This window comes from Hymenobacter gummosus (assembly GCF_003970915.1).
In the GTDB taxonomy this organism is placed as follows: domain Bacteria; phylum Bacteroidota; class Bacteroidia; order Cytophagales; family Hymenobacteraceae; genus Solirubrum; species Solirubrum gummosum.
This window is the reverse complement of the sequence record NZ_RXOF01000023.1, coordinates 73,085-87,091: the sequence shown is the minus strand read 5'-3', so window position 1 is coordinate 87,091 and position 14,007 is coordinate 73,085. Positions and strand designations below refer to the sequence as shown.

The following is a 14,007-nucleotide window of genomic DNA, read 5'->3' as shown; positions in this document are numbered from 1 at the left end:
GGCCCTCGGCCTGATTGCTGGCACATCAGCTCATTCTCCACATTTCATCACATTCATCCACATTTCTCACATTCAGAAGATATGACCCACTTCGAGCCGCCGATGAACTGGCCGGACCATGAGGACATTGCCATGGCCTTGTACGAGAAGTTTGGCGACGACTTCACCGAAGCCAAAATCTACCGCATCCGCTTCACCGATTTGCTGGACTGGGTGCTGAGCCTGCCCAACTTCGAGGGCACCCGCGAACAGGCCAACGAAGGCCACCTGGAGCAAATCCAGGCCAAGTGGGTGTACGAGTGGCGGGATAATCAATAATTCCGGGTGACACGTCACAAGTAGCAGGTGACGCGTGACAGGTGAGAACGAAGAACCTGTCACGTGTCACCTGCTACTTGTCACCCACAACCTGTCACGTGTTACCTGTCACATGTCACCTGAAATCGACTTTTCCGCCATCGAGGCCTTCGTGTTCGACGTGGATGGGGTGCTGACCGACGGCACGCTGCTGGCCCTGAGCACCGGCGAGCAGGCGCGCACCTTCCACATCCGCGACGGGTACGCCATCCGGCACGCGCTGCGCCGCGGCTACCGGGTCATCATCATCTCGGGCCGCGAGGAAGAAGGCGTGCGCCGCCGCCTGCAGTCCTTGGACGTGACGGAAATCTACCTTGGCGTCGACGACAAGCTCAAGGTGTTCGGCGCCTGCGGCCTCGATGCGGCCCGCGTGGCCTACATGGGCGACGACATGCCCGACCTGGAGGTGATGCAGCGCTGCCGGCTGGCCGCCTGCCCCGCCGACGCGGCCACCGACGTGCGCGCCATTAGTCAGTACGTGAGCCAGTTGCCCGGCGGCCGCGGCGCCGCGCGCGAGCTGATCGAGGCCGTGCTGAAAGCCCAGGGCCGCTGGTAGCGGGCGGTTCACAATTAGTTCACAACACCTTGGCTGGCGGGAACTTGCAAGTGTGCGATATTCCGGTACATTTACCGGACATTTTGTTCACCTTTCTCCATTCCGCTTACCAATGAAAACAGGAACCGTCAAATTCTTTAATGAAGCCAAGGGCTACGGCTTCATTACGGACGAGGCAACCAAGGAAGACTTCTTCGTGCACATCACCGGCCTGAATGGCACCCAGGTGCAGCAGCACGACCGCGTGGAGTTCGAGACGCGCGAAGGCCGCAAGGGCGTCAACGCCGTAAACGTGAAGAAAGTCTGAGGACACTGCTACTACCGATTCTCTTTTGTTGCAAAAGCCCCTGCTGCGCCGCAGCCGGGGCTTTTTTCGGCCCGTAGGCGCGCCGGCCCGGCCCGGGCCGTAGCTTTGCCGGGCGGCGCGGGCGCTGGGCCCGGTACTGCGCTTATCTATGTCTACTTCCGTGCGCGATTCTTCGGCGGCTGGGGCCGGGCTGGCAGCCCGCTGGCTACACCTGGCCCGGCTGGTGCGCCTGCCCAACCTGCTCATCATGGCCCTGACGCTCACGCTGGTGCAGGCCTGTCTGCTGGCGCCCGAGCAGCCCCTGGCCGCCCTGCTCGACGTGCGCTTCCTGCTGCTGGTGCTGGCCACGCTGTGCGTAGCCGCCGGCGGCTACATCATCAACGACTACTACGACGTCAAAATCGACGCCATCAACCGGCCGGGTACGCTGGTGGTGGGCCAGGCCGTGGGGCGGCGCTCGGCCATGCTGGCCCACTTGGTGCTGTCGTTCGAGGGCATTGTGGTAGCCGGGGTGCTGAGCAAGCTGGTGGGCCTGGTTACCGTGGGGGCGGCGCTGCTGCTGTGGGGCTACTCGGCCCGCTTCAAGCGCCTGCCGCTGGTGGGCAACCTCAGCATCGGGGCCCTGACGGCGGCCTCGGTGCTGCTGCCCGAGATGTTGCGCCGCACCGGCTCGGCGGCGGTGTGGGCCTACGCGCTGGCCGCGTTCCTGCTCACGGTGGTGCGCGAAATCGTGAAGGACATCGAGGACATGCGCGGCGACGCGCAGCACGACTGCCGCACCCTGCCCATCGTGCTGGGGGTGGCGCGCAGCAAGTGGGTGGCCGGGCTGTTTCTGCTGGTCATGATCGGGCTGCTCAGCGGCGGGGTGCTGGCCGGTTTTCAGCAGGGCCAGTGGCGCCTGGCCCTGTGGCTGCTGGGCACGGTGCTGGCCCCTTCGGTGCTGCTGGGTCGGCAGCTGCTGCGCGCCGACCGCCGCCGCGATTTTGCCCGCCTTAGCATGCTCTGCAAGCTGATTATGCTGGCCGGGGTGCTGTCGATGCTGGTGCTGGGGCGCTAAATTGTAAGCAGGCAAGATAGCAGGTTTTACTGTCGGGGCAACCGTGGGGCGGGGCCGGCCGTTAGCGGAGCGTTGCCCGACCTGAAGACCGGCCTGTACCGGCCTCGGGACGCTTCCGCAGCGGCCTCCTCACCAACCTGTTTATGAAGCCCCGCTTACTATTGCTACTGGCCTTGGGCCTGCTGGCCCGGCCCACTTACACCCATGCCCAGGATAACCCGACCACCCCGCCCGGCGACGTGCCGAAGGTCGACCAGGTGACGCTCGATAACCGGCCCACCGCCCAGAACCCGGCTGATACGCGGCCGCCCAAGGACCCGAACGACAAGCCCAGCTTTATTCCCGCCCCGGTGCTCTTTTACGAGCCCGAAACCGGCGCCGCGGCCGGGGTGACCTTCCTGCCCACCTGGCGCCACGGCCGCGACACCACCGTGCGCAAGTCCAACGGCCGCTTCGGGGGCTGGTACTCGCAGAAAAAGCAGCTGAACCTGCAGATTTCGCACACCATCTTTACCCGGCAGGAGCGGTACCTGGTCAGCGGCGACATTCAGTTCTACGACTACCCGATTTTCTTCTACGGCATCGGCAACAACACCGATATCGACAACGAAAGCGAAATCAGCTACAAGCTGCTCATCATTCAGCAGCGCGGGCTCAAGAGCTTCCGCCGGCACTGGTTTGCGGGCCTGACCTACCGCCTCACCGACGCGCGCAGCATCAAGGCCGATAAGCCCCTGGACAACGAGGACGACGGCATCAACCAGCTGCTGCTGCTCGACGAGCGGCAGCGGCAGAACACCACCATTTCGGGCCTGGGGCCGGCCATCGTGCACGACAGCCGCGACAACATCCTGAGCACTTACCACGGCAACTACCTCGACGTGCAGGGGCTGTTCAACGTGAAGGGCCTCGGCAGCGACTACACCTTCAGCCGCTACACCCTCGATGCGCGCCACTACCAGCCCCTGGGCTCGAACCGCACCATCTGGGCCTCGCAGGTGTACACGCAGTTTCACAACGGCTCGGTGCCCTTCCGGGAGCTGGCCAACCTGGGCGGCATCAGCCTGCTGCGGGGCATCTACGAGGGCCGCTTCCGCGACCGGCAGCTGATTGCGGCCCAGACGGAAATCCGCCACCACCTGTTCTGGCGCATCAACGTGGCCGGCTTCGTGGGCGCGGGCCAGGTGGCCTCGCACCTCGACGACTTCGGCTCCAAGTTCAACGTGGCCGGCGGGGCCGGGGTACGCTTCCAGTTCAACCGTCGCGACCGGATCAACATCCGCTTCGACTACGGCGTGGGCTCGGGCGGCAGCTCGGGGCTGTATTTCGGCGTCAACGAGGCGTTCTGAGCCGGCTCACTGCCGCACCGGCTAACGTCTGAAAAAAAACCGCCTTATCACAGCTGGCGCCGCGCTGGCCTGGGTTCTGTGCCACCGGTCTGCGGTGGGATAAAGTCAGCTTACCGCGGCATTTGGCGCCCGCCGATAGGATAATCTGTGCAACAATCTGGTACATTTAGCAGCCGTCCAAGTTGGGCGGCTGCTGTTGTTTACCGATGCGTCGTCGCTTATCCTTCTTCGCCCTGAGTGGCCTGCTGCTGGCCGCTGCCGCTCAGGCCCAGACCACCCCACCGCCCACCGCCGCCGAAACGCCCGCCGCCGTGCCCGCGCCCAAGCCCCCGCGCAAGCCCAAGCGGGTGAAGGTGGCGGCCCTGCCCATCGTGTTTTCGCAGCCCGAAACAGGCCTGGCCTACGGGGCGGCCGTGCTGCCGGTGTGGCGCTTCGGGCCGGATACCACCACGCGCAGCTCCAACGCCCGCCTGCTGGGCTACTACACCCAGCGCAAGCAGTCCAGCCTTTCGCTGACCTACAACATCTTCACCCCGCAGGAAAAATACATCCTGAGCGGCGAGGCTTTCTACTTCAACTTTCCCTATTACTACTACGGCACCGGCAACGATACCCGCAAAGCGGAGAAGAGCGACATTTCCTACAAGGTGGTCATCGTCACGCAGCGGGTACTCAAGAAGCTGCGCCCGCACACCTTCGCCGGCCTGAGCTTCCGCCTCACCGACCTGCACCACATCCGCCTCGACGACGACTCCACCGACGACCGTACCCGGCCCAACCTGCTGCTGTTGCGCGATGCGCGCGAGCGGCAAACCACCATTACCTCCGGTCTGGGCCCGATTTTCCTCTACGACAGCCGCGACAACGTGCTGAGCACCTACCGCGGTAGCTACCTCGAAGCCAGTGCCCTGGTCATGGGCAAGTACCTCGGCAGCGACTACGGCTTCACCCGCTTCCTGCTCGATGCGCGCCACTTCCGCCCCCTGCGCAAGAACTCCGACCGCACCATCCTGGCCGGGCAGCTGCAGATGCAGTTCAACGCCGGCGGCCACGTGCCCTTCCGGGAGCTGGCCAACCTCGGCGGCGAGAAGATGATGCGCGGCATCTACGAAGGTCGTTTCCGCGACCGGCAGATGGTGGCCGCCCAGCTCGAGCTGCGCCAGCAGCTGTTCTGGCGCATCGGCGGCACCGTGTTCGGAGCTGCCGGGCAGGTGCGCGACCAGCTCAGCCAGTTCCGGCCGGGGCAGTTCAACGTGGCCGGCGGCGCCGGCCTGCGCGTGGCCGTCAACCGCGCCGACCGCCTCGCCATCCGCGTCGATTACGCCGTAGGCTCGGGGCAGTCGAGCGGGCTGTATTTCGCCTTCAACGAAGCCTTTTAAGGTCGCCGATGGGGTGGGGGGCCGGCGGGCTGCCTAGCGGTAAATACGGATTTTTGCTGCTACTGCCCAGCTGACGTACCCTGTCGAGCTTGCGGCGCGTACGGCCGGTATGAAGTTGCCGCTTCCTTACCGTTTCCACGGGTCCGCCGAACAGGCCGGTCCGCTGGCCGACCGGCCGTCGGTTGCCACCGCGCCGGCCTCTGCGCTGGATATCTGCGTTATCATCCCCGCCAAAGACGAAGCCGAAAACCTGCCCGCCACGCTGGCAGCCCTGGCCGCGCAAATCGACGCGGCCGGCCGGCCCATCCCGCCCGAGAGCTACGAAGTCATCGTGCTGGCCAACAACTGCTCCGACCATACGGCCGCCGCGGCTCGGGCCTGGGGCCAGCAGCACCCGCAGCTGCGCCTGCACGTGCTCGAAGCCACCCTGCCCGCCGCCGAAGCCCACGTGGGCCGCGCCCGGCGCCTGCTCATGGACGAAGCCGCCCGCCGCCTGACGCTGGCCCGCCGCCCCCGTGGCATCATCGCCTCCACCGACGCCGATACCCGCGTGGCGCCTACTTGGCTGGCCGCGCTGCAAGCCGAGTTTGCCGCCGGTGCCGACGCCGTGGGCGGCCGCATCCTGCCCGAGGCCCCGGCGGCCCGTTGCTGCCCCAGCCGCCGCCTGCACCTGCGCGACGCCGTGCACCGCCTGCACCTGGCCCGCCTGGAGCACCTGCTCGACCCCTGCGCCGCCGACCCCTGGCCGCGCCACCACCAGCACTTTGGCGGCAGCCTGGCCCTGACGGTGGAAGCCTACCAGCGCGTGGGCGGCCTGCCGGTGGTGCCGTTTCTGGAAGATGAAGCCCTGTGGCAACTGCTGCGGCGCCACGATTTGCGCCTGCGTCACAGCCCATTGGTGCGGGTGCACACCTCGGCCCGGCAGCAGGGGCGGGTGGCGGTGGGCTTGTCGTGGCAGCTGCGCGTCTGGACCGAGGATGCCGCCGCGGGCCGGGAGCCGCAGGCGGAACACCCGCGCCGCCTGGCCGCCGAGTGGCAGGCGCGGCGCTGGCTGCGGGCCCTCTGGCAACGGCCCCAAACCGGGCCGGGCGCGGTGGAGTGGGCCGAGCTGCTGCCCCTGGCCGCGGCGCTGGCCGCTTCACCAGCCGCACTGCTGCGGCAGCTGCGCACCGCCGCTACGTTCGGAACGCTGTGGGAGGCGTTGCGGCCGGCAGCCGTGGCGGCCTGGGCGCAGCGCTGGCCCGCGTTGCCGCTGGTTGCCGCTGCTGCCGAGCTGCGGAGCCTGCTGGCGGCCGCCGAAGCCTCAGCGGCGGGCCAGCAAATCGAGCCGGTACGTTTCCGCCCGGTGGCCGTGCAGGTGGCGCAAAGCACCGCCCGGCCCGCTTAAGCCGAGGAAATACTCGTGCACTTCGTCGCCGGTGAGGGGGTAATCGTGTACCAGAGGCGTCCAGTGCACCAGCAGCAGCTGCCCGCCCGGCGGCAGGGCCCCGACGATGCGGTCGGCGGCCTGCTGCAGCGTGGGCGCATCCCAGTAGTAGCCCACCTCCGACACCAGCACCAGCTCAAATTGCCCATCGGGAAACTCCGTGGGCACCAGCAGGCGGCGCAGCTCCACCTGCGGTAGGGCTGCGCAACGCCGCCGGGCCACCGACAGGGCCGCCTCCGAGACGTCCACGCTAAGCAGGTGCCCGCAGCGTGGGGCCAGTCGGGCCGTCAGCACCCCCAGGGAGCAACCGATTTCGAAGGCGTGGGGGTAGTGCTCATCGGGCAGTGCGGCCAGGGTATCGGTGTACTTGGCGTGCTCGTAAGGGCTGGTTTCGAAGTTCCAGGGGTCTGCATTGGCGCGGTACACCTCGTCGAAATACTCCGGGCCGAGGGTATGGGGCTGGTTAGGATTCATAGATAGCGGAGCGGGAAAGACGGGCGCTTGCTACAGTTTTTGCAAGGACTGAAAAACTGTAGCAGGCCGGCGGCATCAGGAATGGAGGGCCTCAAAGTAGGTTTCGAAGGGCTGGGCGAAGTGGGCCAGCATGTCGGGGCTGAGTTGAAAGCCGGCCGGGTCGTCGTCGATCAGGCCGCCGAGCTGGGACTGGTGGGCGTGAATGGCTTGCTGCTTCTGCGCCAGCACGGGGCCGACGTCGAGGCGCCAGCCCTGCACTTCGTCGGGGCGGGGCAAATCGTCGGCGGCAGCCCGCTGCCAGGCCCACACCACGTATTCCAGCTGCCGCAGGGGCTGCGGCAACCGCGCCAGGGCGGCCTGGGCCAGGGCGTAAGTGGCGCGGTGGTCGGGGTGCGGGTCGCGGCGCCAGGGCAGCAGCAGGGTCTGCGGCTGCTGTTGTTGCAGCCAGTGCGCCAGCCGCTGGGCGGCCTCAGCGAAGCCCGGTTGGGCGGAGGAGTGCGGCGCGGCGCCGTCGGGTAAGTTCAGCGTCAGGAGGTTGCCGTCATCTACCCCCAATTCGTGCAGGGCCCGGCGCAGCTCCTGTTCGCGCAGCTGCTGCCGGGCCTGGGGCGGAAAGCGCACCGAGTTCGGGTGCGACATGGTGCCATCGGTGACCAGGGCGGCCGATACCGGCAGACCGGCTTGCCGCAGCAGGGCCAGCAGGCCGCCGCAGCCCAAAGACTCATCGTCGGGGTGGGGGATGAGGATGGCCGTGGGGCCGAGGGCGGCGGCGGATTCCGGGAGGCGCAGCGGCAGGTCGAGCAGGGCGGCGGGGCGGTTTGTCATAAGCAGCAACGAGCGGCGCGGGTGGCGTTTCTCGCCGAGGTGCGCGGAGGATAGCGCGGAGGTGCGCAGAGCTTAGATGGCCCGCCAGAGTTGGGCGGCGGGTTCAGTCCGGGCCAGGGCGAAGCGGCCGATGTCGGCCAGGGCCGCGTCGGGGGCGGGCTGGCGCAGGTAGTGCGTCAGGTCGCGGTGCAGACGCTCCAGCGGGTGCGGGCGCAGCAGGCCCCGGGCCCCCACGCTGCGCTCGGCCAGCTGCAGCACGCGCAGGCCGATTTCTTCGATGGCGGTGCGCACCATGTTGGCGTAGGCGACGATGCTTTCGGCCTGGGCTTCTTCCTCGTCGGTGCCGGGGTAGCGGGCGGCGGTGCCCGCCAGCCAGAGCTGGCCGCTTTCCACCAGCAGGGCCATTTCGCCCAGGCGCTGGCGCTGGTACGGGTCGTCGGTGCGGCCCAGGCCCTGCAGGAAGCGGCGGGTGGCGTCGAGCACGGCCTCGGCCCCGCCCAGCTGCACCGCCGCAAAGCGCACCGCCCCGCCGCTAAACCAGGGCTGCCGGTAATAGTCGCCGGGCTGGCCCACAAGGTCCTCGGAGCCGATTTCCAGCCCGGTGAGGTCGACGCGGAAGCTGGCGGTGGCGCGCATGCCCAGCGGCTGCCAGAAGCTCGGGTCGAGCCGGGGCACCTGCTCGTCGGCGGGCAGCACCAGCATCTGCCAGCCGCCATCGGGCAGCTTGCCGGTAAGCAGCGGGCGGGTGAGCTGCCCCGCGCCCGAGCCGAAGGTTTTGGCGCCGCGCAGGCGGAAGCGGCCGTCGGGCAGCGGCATCAGCTGCACCCCGTCCTGGGCCTCGGTGTTCCACACGCCGAACAGGTGGCCCGCCTGCGCGTCGGCCGCGTAGCGCCGCAGCTGCCCCTGAGTGCCAAACCGCTCGATGAGCTGCAGCGCGTTCAGGTGCCCCTCGTACACCCGGCCCACGGCCAGGTTGCCGGCCCCGATGTGGCGCAGTACCTGCAGCTGCTCGGCCAGCTGCGCCGGCTGGTTCAGGCCCGCCCCGCCGAGGCCGGGCGGCAGCGGGCCCGTCAGCAGCCCGGCGGCGCGCAGCCAGTCGAATTCCTGGCGCGGAAAGCCGCCTTCGTGGTCGGATTCGGGGGCCTGGGCCAGCAGGCGCGGAGTAAGCTGGGCGGCGGCAGCTACGGCCGCGGCGGGCAATAATGGATTAGTATCGGGGGCCGGGGCGTCCGGCCAGGCAATGGCAATACGCATAGATGGGCGGCAACTACGGGGGAAGCGGCTCCCCAGCTCGGCAATACGCAGCCAGCGGGCAAAGGGCTGCGTGCCGCCTGGGCCGTGCTGCGCGGGTGGCCGGGGGCGGAGGGGGGAGGCAAGGCCGTTGACGAGTTGTCAAGCCCTGGGCCGGTCGGTTGTGACAATGACAGCCGAAGGCCAAAAGCCCTGAGAGGCCGCACAATTCCGCCGGGGCAGGCCGCGCCTCCGGGCGGGAAAACCTACCTTCGCGGCGCGTTTCACCCCCAAACCTTTCGTTTGCCATGAGTTCGTCTTCGCCCGCCGCCGCCACCCCGGAAACTGCTGCCGCCGCGCAGCTGCCCATCCGCGGGGCGCTGGTTTCCGTGTACTACAAAGACCGGCTGGAGCCGCTGGTGCGCCTGCTGCAGCAGCACGGCGTGCAGATGTACTCCACCGGCGGCACCCTCAAGTTTATCGAGGAGCTGGGCGCCGACGTAACGGCCGTTGATGCCCTGACGGGCTTTCCGGAGGTATTTGGCGGCCGCGTGAAAACCCTGCACCCCAAGGTGTTCGGCGGCATCCTGCACCGCCGCCACGAGGCCGGCGACCTGCAGCAGGCCGAGCAGCACCAGATTCCCGCCATCGACCTGGTTATCGTCGACCTCTACCCCTTCGAGGAAACCGTAGCCAGCGGCGCCGGGGAGCAGGACGTGATTGAGAAAATCGACATCGGCGGCATCTCGCTGCTGCGCGCCGCCGCCAAGAACTTCCGCGACGTGCTGGTGGTGAGCTCCCGCGAGCAGTACGCGGCCGTGACCGAGCTGCTGGCCGCCCAGAACGGGGCCACCACCCTGGAGCAGCGCCGGCACTACGCCGCCGCCGCCTTCCAGCAGACCTCGCACTACGACACCCACATCTTCAACTACCTCGCCCAGGGCACCGAAGTAGCCGGCACCGCGCTGAAAATCAGCGAGGGGCCCGCCACGCCGCTGCGCTACGGCGAAAACCCCCACCAGCAGGGCACCTTCTACGGCGACCTGTCGGCCCTGTTCGAGCAGCTGCACGGCAAGCAGCTCAGCTACAACAACCTGGTGGACGTGGACGCGGCCGTACTGCTGATGCAGGAATTCCAGCAGGGCCAGCCCGCCGTGGCCATCCTCAAGCACACCAACGCCTGCGGCGTGGCCCAGGCGGCAACGCTGCACGAGGCCTACGTCAACGCCCTGGCCTGTGACCCGATTTCGGCCTTCGGCGGCGTGATTATCGTCAACAAGGAAGTGGACGCGGCCACCGCTGAGGAGCTGAACAAGCTGTTCTTCGAGGTGCTCATCGCGCCGGGCTTCGCCGCTGATGCGCTGCCGACGCTGCAAAGCAAGAAAAACCGCATCCTGCTGCTGCAAAAGCCGGTGGAGCTGCCCACCAAGCAGGTGAAGACGCTGCTCAACGGCTTCGTGGAGCAGGACTTCGACCGCGTGGTAGAAGGCCGCAACGAGTTCCGCCCGGTGACGGAAACCGCCCCCACGGCCGAGGAGGTAGAGGCGCTGGAATTCGCCCTGAAAGTGTGCAAGCACACCAAGAGCAACACCATCGTGCTGGCCAAGGCCGGGCAGCTGCTGGCCTCCGGCGTGGGCCAGACCTCGCGGGTGGACGCGCTGAAGCAGGCCATCGAAAAGGCCAAGTCCTTCGGCTTCGACCTGCAGGGCGCCGTCATGGCCTCCGACGCCTTCTTCCCCTTCCCCGACTGCGTGGAAATTGCCGGCGCGGCCGGCATCCGCGCCGTGGTGCAGCCCGGCGGCTCCATCAAGGACCAGGACAGCATCGACGCCTGCAACCGCCTGGGCATGGCCATGGTGCTGACCGGCGTGCGGCACTTTAAACACTAATTGGGTGGTTTCGACAAGCGGTTAATCGTCTGTCATCCTGAGCAAAGCGAAGGACCTTGTCACGGAGGAACGAGTCGTTGTAACGATTTCCGTTCTAACGGGGTAAGGTCCTTCGCTTTGCTCAGGATGACAATTCATATACAAGGCCGTACCAGAAACCTTGCTTACCTTTGCCCACCTTTTTGCGTGGCGCGCTCTGCGCCGCTGCTTTTCAGCCGCTACTCCATGGGATTCTTCAATTTCACCAGCGACATTGCCATCGACTTGGGTACGGCCAATACGCTGATCATCCACAACGACAAGATTGTCGTGGACGAGCCCAGCATTATTGCCAAAGACCGAACGACCAATAAAGTCATTGCCGTGGGCCGGCAAGCGCAGCAGATGCACGAGAAGACCCACGACAACATCAAAACCATTCGGCCGCTGAAAGACGGCGTTATTGCCGACTTCCACGCCGCCGAGGAAATGATTAAGGGCCTGATCCGGATGATTAACACCGGCACGCGCCTGTTTCAACCCTCGCACCGCATGGTTATCTGCATCCCGTCGGGCATTACCGAAGTGGAGAAGCGCGCCGTGCGCGACTCGGCCGAGCACGCCGGCGCCAAGGAAGTGTGGATGATTCAGGAGCCCATGGCCGCCGCCATCGGCATCGGCATCGACGTGGAGCAGCCCGTGGGCTCGATGATTATCGACATCGGCGGGGGCACCACCGAAATTGCGGTTATTGCCCTGTCGGGTATCGTCTGCGACCAGTCCATCAAGACGGCCGGGGACGTGTTCAACCAGGACATTCTGGATTACATGCGCCGGCAGCACAACCTGCTGATCGGGGAGCGGAGCGCGGAAAAAATCAAAATCGAGGTGGGCGCGGCCCTCACCGAGCTGGACGTGACTCCGCCCGACTACGAGGTGCGCGGCCGCGACCTGATGACCGGCATTCCGAAGGTTATCAAGGTGACGTCGGCTGAAATTGCCATTGCCCTGGATAAGTCGGTGGCCAAAATCGAGGAAGCCGTGCTCAAGGCCCTGGAAATTGCCCCGCCGGAGCTGTCGGCCGACATCTACGACAACGGCATTCACCTGACCGGCGGCGGGGCCCTGCTGCGCGGCCTCGACAAGCGCCTGGCGGCCAAGACCAAGCTGCCCGTGCACGTGCCCGAAGACCCGCTGCGCGCCGTGGTGCGCGGCACCGGCGCCGCCATCAAGAACATTACCGGCTTCCGCAGCGTGCTGCTGTCGTAAATGGCTGAATGGTTGAATGGTTAAATGGCTGGTCGTTCCGACGTGGAACGACCAGCCATTTAACCATTCAACCATTTGACAATTTAACCCATGAGAAACCTGCTCGACTTTCTGTACCGCTACCGGGGCTTCCTGGTATTTGCGTTGCTGGAAGTCGTGAGTTTGGTGCTGTTTATTCGCAACAGCGCCTACCAGCGGGCAGCGTTTTTCAACTCTTCGAACGCCTATATCGGGCGGGTGCTGGAGGTGCGCACGCAGGTGTACGACTACTTCAGCCTGATCGACAAGAACAAAGCCCTGGCCGCCGAAAACGCCCAGCTGCGCCGCCAGCTCTACCGCTCCGATTTGGCCGCCCGCATGCCCGACAGCCTGGCCGCTTCCGGCGACACCACCGGCACCCGCCTGCGGCCCGATACCCTACTCGTCGGCCTGCAGCAGCTGCTGACCCGCTCCTCGGACTACCCGCTGGTGCCGGCCCGCGTCATCAACCAGACCCTGCGCCGGGTGGATAACTACCTGACCCTTAACGCCGGCACCCAGCAGGGCGTGCGCGCGGGCATGGGCGTGCTGACGGGCGCGGGCGTGGTGGGCCGGGTGCGGCAGGTCAGTGAGCATTACGCCACCGTCACCTCCGTGCTGCACTCCAAGACCAATGTATCGGCCAAGCTGCGCCACGACGGGACCTTCGGCACCATCAAGTGGCTGGGCGAGGACCCCACCCACGTCATCCTCGACTACATTCCGCGCCAGAACAAGCTGCTGATGGGCGACACGGTGGTAACGTCGGGCTACAACCAGGTATTCCCGGAGGGCGTCATGATTGGCACCGTTGATTATTTCGCCAAGGAGCCGGACAAGAACTTCTGGACGGTGCGGGTGCGGCTGGCGGTGGATTTTTCGAAGCTGACCTACGTGTACGTGGTGGGCCCGCAGCCGCGGGTGGCCGAGCGCGACACGCTGGAAACCCGCTCGGGCCTGCGCGCCGCGGCGGAAGAGGAAGGAGGCAAGCCGTAATGGGTAACGCATTGCAACTCCTGCTGCAGGCCGGCCGCTTTCTGCTCTACGCCGCCGTGCACGTGCTGCTCATCAGTCGCCTGCAGCTTTTCGACGTGGGCTGGTGCTTTTTTTACCTGGGCTTCCTGCTCTTTTTGCCCATTGCCACGCCCATCGTCGTCACGCTGGTAGTGAGCTTCCTGATGGGCTTCTCCATGGACCTGTTCTACGACACCGGCGGCCTGCACGCGGCCTCGGCGGTGCTGCTGGGCTACCTGCGCCCCTGGGTGCTGCGCATCCTCACCCCCCGCGACGGGTACGACGCCCAGGATGCGGTGAACATTCACCAGATGGGCTGGCAGTGGTTCGGGGTGTTCTTGGGCGTGCTGGTACCCATTCACCACTTCGTGTTCTTCTTCCTGGAGCTGGGCTCGTTCTCGGCCATCGGCCTGACGCTGCTCAAGATTCTGGCCAGCACCCTGTTTACGGGCGTGACCATGCTCATCGTGCAGCTGCTGCTGTTCCCGGCAAGGCGCCGGCGGTAGGCGGGCCTGTCATGTCGAGCGCAGCAAGCCATCTGGGTGCGGACGCTGTTATCTGCGTAGAACTCCGCCAGCAGTAGAAGCGCAGAACTACAGCCGCAGCGCGGCGCCATGTTGGTAGCCTGCCGCAGCAGAACGTATCGAGCTGCAGCGCAGCGGCATGGCAAAGGGGCCGCGTGAACGTCAGCGCACTCGTTCAACATCAGCTATGCCATGCCGCTGCGTTGCAGCTCGGTTGTGCATACGCGCTGGTATTCCTACCAATATAGCGCCGCGCTGCGGCTGGGGACGACACGTAAAGGCAGTTGCAGCTGCCCCAGACGTCTCGCTGCGCCCGACCTGACAGCGCTGCTTTACCAACCCGCCGAACCTGCT

Annotated in this window: 14 protein-coding genes; 11 read left to right on the top strand and 3 right to left on the bottom strand. The window is 66.4% G+C overall.

What is annotated here, in order from left to right; genetic code table 11:
* Window positions 1-81 precede the first annotated feature (81 nt).
* From iscX to EJV47_RS26880, 7 genes are all read left to right on the top strand, one after another.
* Window positions 82-318 (top strand): Fe-S cluster assembly protein IscX, encoded by a 237-nt coding sequence (gene iscX, locus EJV47_RS26910; RefSeq protein WP_126696314.1) that lies wholly within the window; start codon window positions 82-84, stop codon window positions 316-318.
* A 112-nt stretch (window positions 319-430) separates the two neighbouring features.
* Complete coding sequence (locus EJV47_RS26905; RefSeq protein WP_126696313.1) at window positions 431-913, top strand: KdsC family phosphatase; 483 nt, start codon at window positions 431-433, stop codon at window positions 911-913.
* A gap of 112 nt (window positions 914-1,025) precedes the next feature.
* Window positions 1,026-1,220 (top strand): cold-shock protein, encoded by a 195-nt coding sequence (locus EJV47_RS26900; protein WP_126696312.1) that lies wholly within the window; start codon window positions 1,026-1,028, stop codon window positions 1,218-1,220.
* 160 nt (window positions 1,221-1,380) lie between these two features.
* Entirely contained in the window at window positions 1,381-2,277 is an 897-nt protein-coding gene (locus EJV47_RS26895; RefSeq protein WP_243651331.1) for a geranylgeranylglycerol-phosphate geranylgeranyltransferase, read from the top strand.
* Between the two features lie 143 nt (window positions 2,278-2,420).
* Complete coding sequence (locus tag EJV47_RS26890; protein WP_126696310.1) at window positions 2,421-3,626, top strand: BamA/TamA family outer membrane protein; 1,206 nt, start codon at window positions 2,421-2,423, stop codon at window positions 3,624-3,626.
* A 206-nt stretch (window positions 3,627-3,832) separates the two neighbouring features.
* Window positions 3,833-5,005 (top strand): BamA/TamA family outer membrane protein, encoded by a 1,173-nt coding sequence (locus tag EJV47_RS26885; RefSeq protein ID WP_126696309.1) that lies wholly within the window; start codon window positions 3,833-3,835, stop codon window positions 5,003-5,005.
* Between the two features lie 109 nt (window positions 5,006-5,114).
* Complete coding sequence (locus EJV47_RS26880) at window positions 5,115-6,392, top strand: glycosyltransferase family 2 protein (protein WP_126696308.1); 1,278 nt, start codon at window positions 5,115-5,117, stop codon at window positions 6,390-6,392.
* Here EJV47_RS26880 and EJV47_RS26875 read toward each other — a convergent pair.
* The 3 genes from EJV47_RS26875 to EJV47_RS26865 all read right to left on the bottom strand — a co-directional run bounded on the left by EJV47_RS26875 (window position 6,309) and on the right by EJV47_RS26865 (window position 8,984).
* On the bottom strand, window positions 6,309-6,905 hold the full coding sequence (locus EJV47_RS26875; protein ID WP_126696307.1) for a class I SAM-dependent DNA methyltransferase: 597 nt from the start codon (window positions 6,903-6,905) through the stop codon (window positions 6,309-6,311). The two genes, EJV47_RS26880 and EJV47_RS26875, sit on opposite strands and share 84 nt — an antisense overlap.
* A gap of 75 nt (window positions 6,906-6,980) precedes the next feature.
* Window positions 6,981-7,730 carry a PIG-L deacetylase family protein gene (locus EJV47_RS26870; RefSeq protein WP_126696306.1) on the bottom strand — a complete coding sequence of 250 codons (750 nt, stop codon included), beginning with the start codon at window positions 7,728-7,730 and terminating at the stop codon, window positions 6,981-6,983.
* 72 nt (window positions 7,731-7,802) lie between these two features.
* Complete coding sequence (locus tag EJV47_RS26865; RefSeq protein ID WP_126696305.1) at window positions 7,803-8,984, bottom strand: acyl-CoA dehydrogenase family protein; 1,182 nt, start codon at window positions 8,982-8,984, stop codon at window positions 7,803-7,805.
* Between the two features lie 284 nt (window positions 8,985-9,268).
* Here EJV47_RS26865 and purH point away from each other — a divergent pair, with 284 nt between their 5' ends.
* From purH to EJV47_RS26845, 4 genes are all read left to right on the top strand, one after another.
* A complete protein-coding gene (gene purH / locus EJV47_RS26860; RefSeq protein ID WP_126696304.1) occupies window positions 9,269-10,849 on the top strand; it encodes a bifunctional phosphoribosylaminoimidazolecarboxamide formyltransferase/IMP cyclohydrolase in 1,581 nt (526 codons plus the stop codon).
* 225 nt (window positions 10,850-11,074) lie between these two features.
* Complete coding sequence (locus EJV47_RS26855; protein ID WP_126696303.1) at window positions 11,075-12,097, top strand: rod shape-determining protein; 1,023 nt, start codon at window positions 11,075-11,077, stop codon at window positions 12,095-12,097.
* A 90-nt stretch (window positions 12,098-12,187) separates the two neighbouring features.
* Window positions 12,188-13,111 carry a rod shape-determining protein MreC gene (gene mreC / locus EJV47_RS26850; RefSeq protein WP_126696302.1) on the top strand — a complete coding sequence of 308 codons (924 nt, stop codon included), beginning with the start codon at window positions 12,188-12,190 and terminating at the stop codon, window positions 13,109-13,111.
* The gene (locus EJV47_RS26845) at window positions 13,111-13,635 is read left to right on the top strand and encodes a hypothetical protein (protein WP_126696301.1); all 525 of its coding nucleotides are present in this window, start codon (window positions 13,111-13,113) and stop codon (window positions 13,633-13,635) included. Before mreC ends, EJV47_RS26845 begins: the two co-directional genes overlap by 1 nt.
* Window positions 13,636-14,007: the final 372 nt, after the last annotated feature.

Excerpts from the sequence above, each read along its gene's own strand:
- EJV47_RS26845 (WP_126696301.1), top strand. The coding sequence starts at position 13,111 with ATGGGTAACGCATTGCAACTCCTGCTGCAGGCCGGCCGCTTTCTGCTC.
- EJV47_RS26870 (WP_126696306.1), bottom strand. The coding sequence starts at position 7,730 with ATGACAAACCGCCCCGCCGCCCTGCTCGACCTGCCGCTGCGCCTCCCG.
- EJV47_RS26855 (WP_126696303.1), top strand. The coding sequence starts at position 11,075 with ATGGGATTCTTCAATTTCACCAGCGACATTGCCATCGACTTGGGTACG.
- EJV47_RS26905 (WP_126696313.1), top strand. The coding sequence starts at position 431 with ATGTCACCTGAAATCGACTTTTCCGCCATCGAGGCCTTCGTGTTCGAC.
- EJV47_RS26890 (WP_126696310.1), top strand. The coding sequence starts at position 2,421 with ATGAAGCCCCGCTTACTATTGCTACTGGCCTTGGGCCTGCTGGCCCGG.
- purH (WP_126696304.1), top strand. The coding sequence starts at position 9,269 with ATGAGTTCGTCTTCGCCCGCCGCCGCCACCCCGGAAACTGCTGCCGCC.
- EJV47_RS26880 (WP_126696308.1), top strand. The coding sequence starts at position 5,115 with ATGAAGTTGCCGCTTCCTTACCGTTTCCACGGGTCCGCCGAACAGGCC.
- EJV47_RS26885 (WP_126696309.1), top strand. The coding sequence starts at position 3,833 with ATGCGTCGTCGCTTATCCTTCTTCGCCCTGAGTGGCCTGCTGCTGGCC.
- EJV47_RS26865 (WP_126696305.1), bottom strand. The coding sequence starts at position 8,984 with ATGCGTATTGCCATTGCCTGGCCGGACGCCCCGGCCCCCGATACTAAT.
- EJV47_RS26900 (WP_126696312.1), top strand. The coding sequence starts at position 1,026 with ATGAAAACAGGAACCGTCAAATTCTTTAATGAAGCCAAGGGCTACGGC.
- mreC (WP_126696302.1), top strand. The coding sequence starts at position 12,188 with ATGAGAAACCTGCTCGACTTTCTGTACCGCTACCGGGGCTTCCTGGTA.
- EJV47_RS26875 (WP_126696307.1), bottom strand. The coding sequence starts at position 6,905 with ATGAATCCTAACCAGCCCCATACCCTCGGCCCGGAGTATTTCGACGAG.
- iscX (WP_126696314.1), top strand. The coding sequence starts at position 82 with ATGACCCACTTCGAGCCGCCGATGAACTGGCCGGACCATGAGGACATT.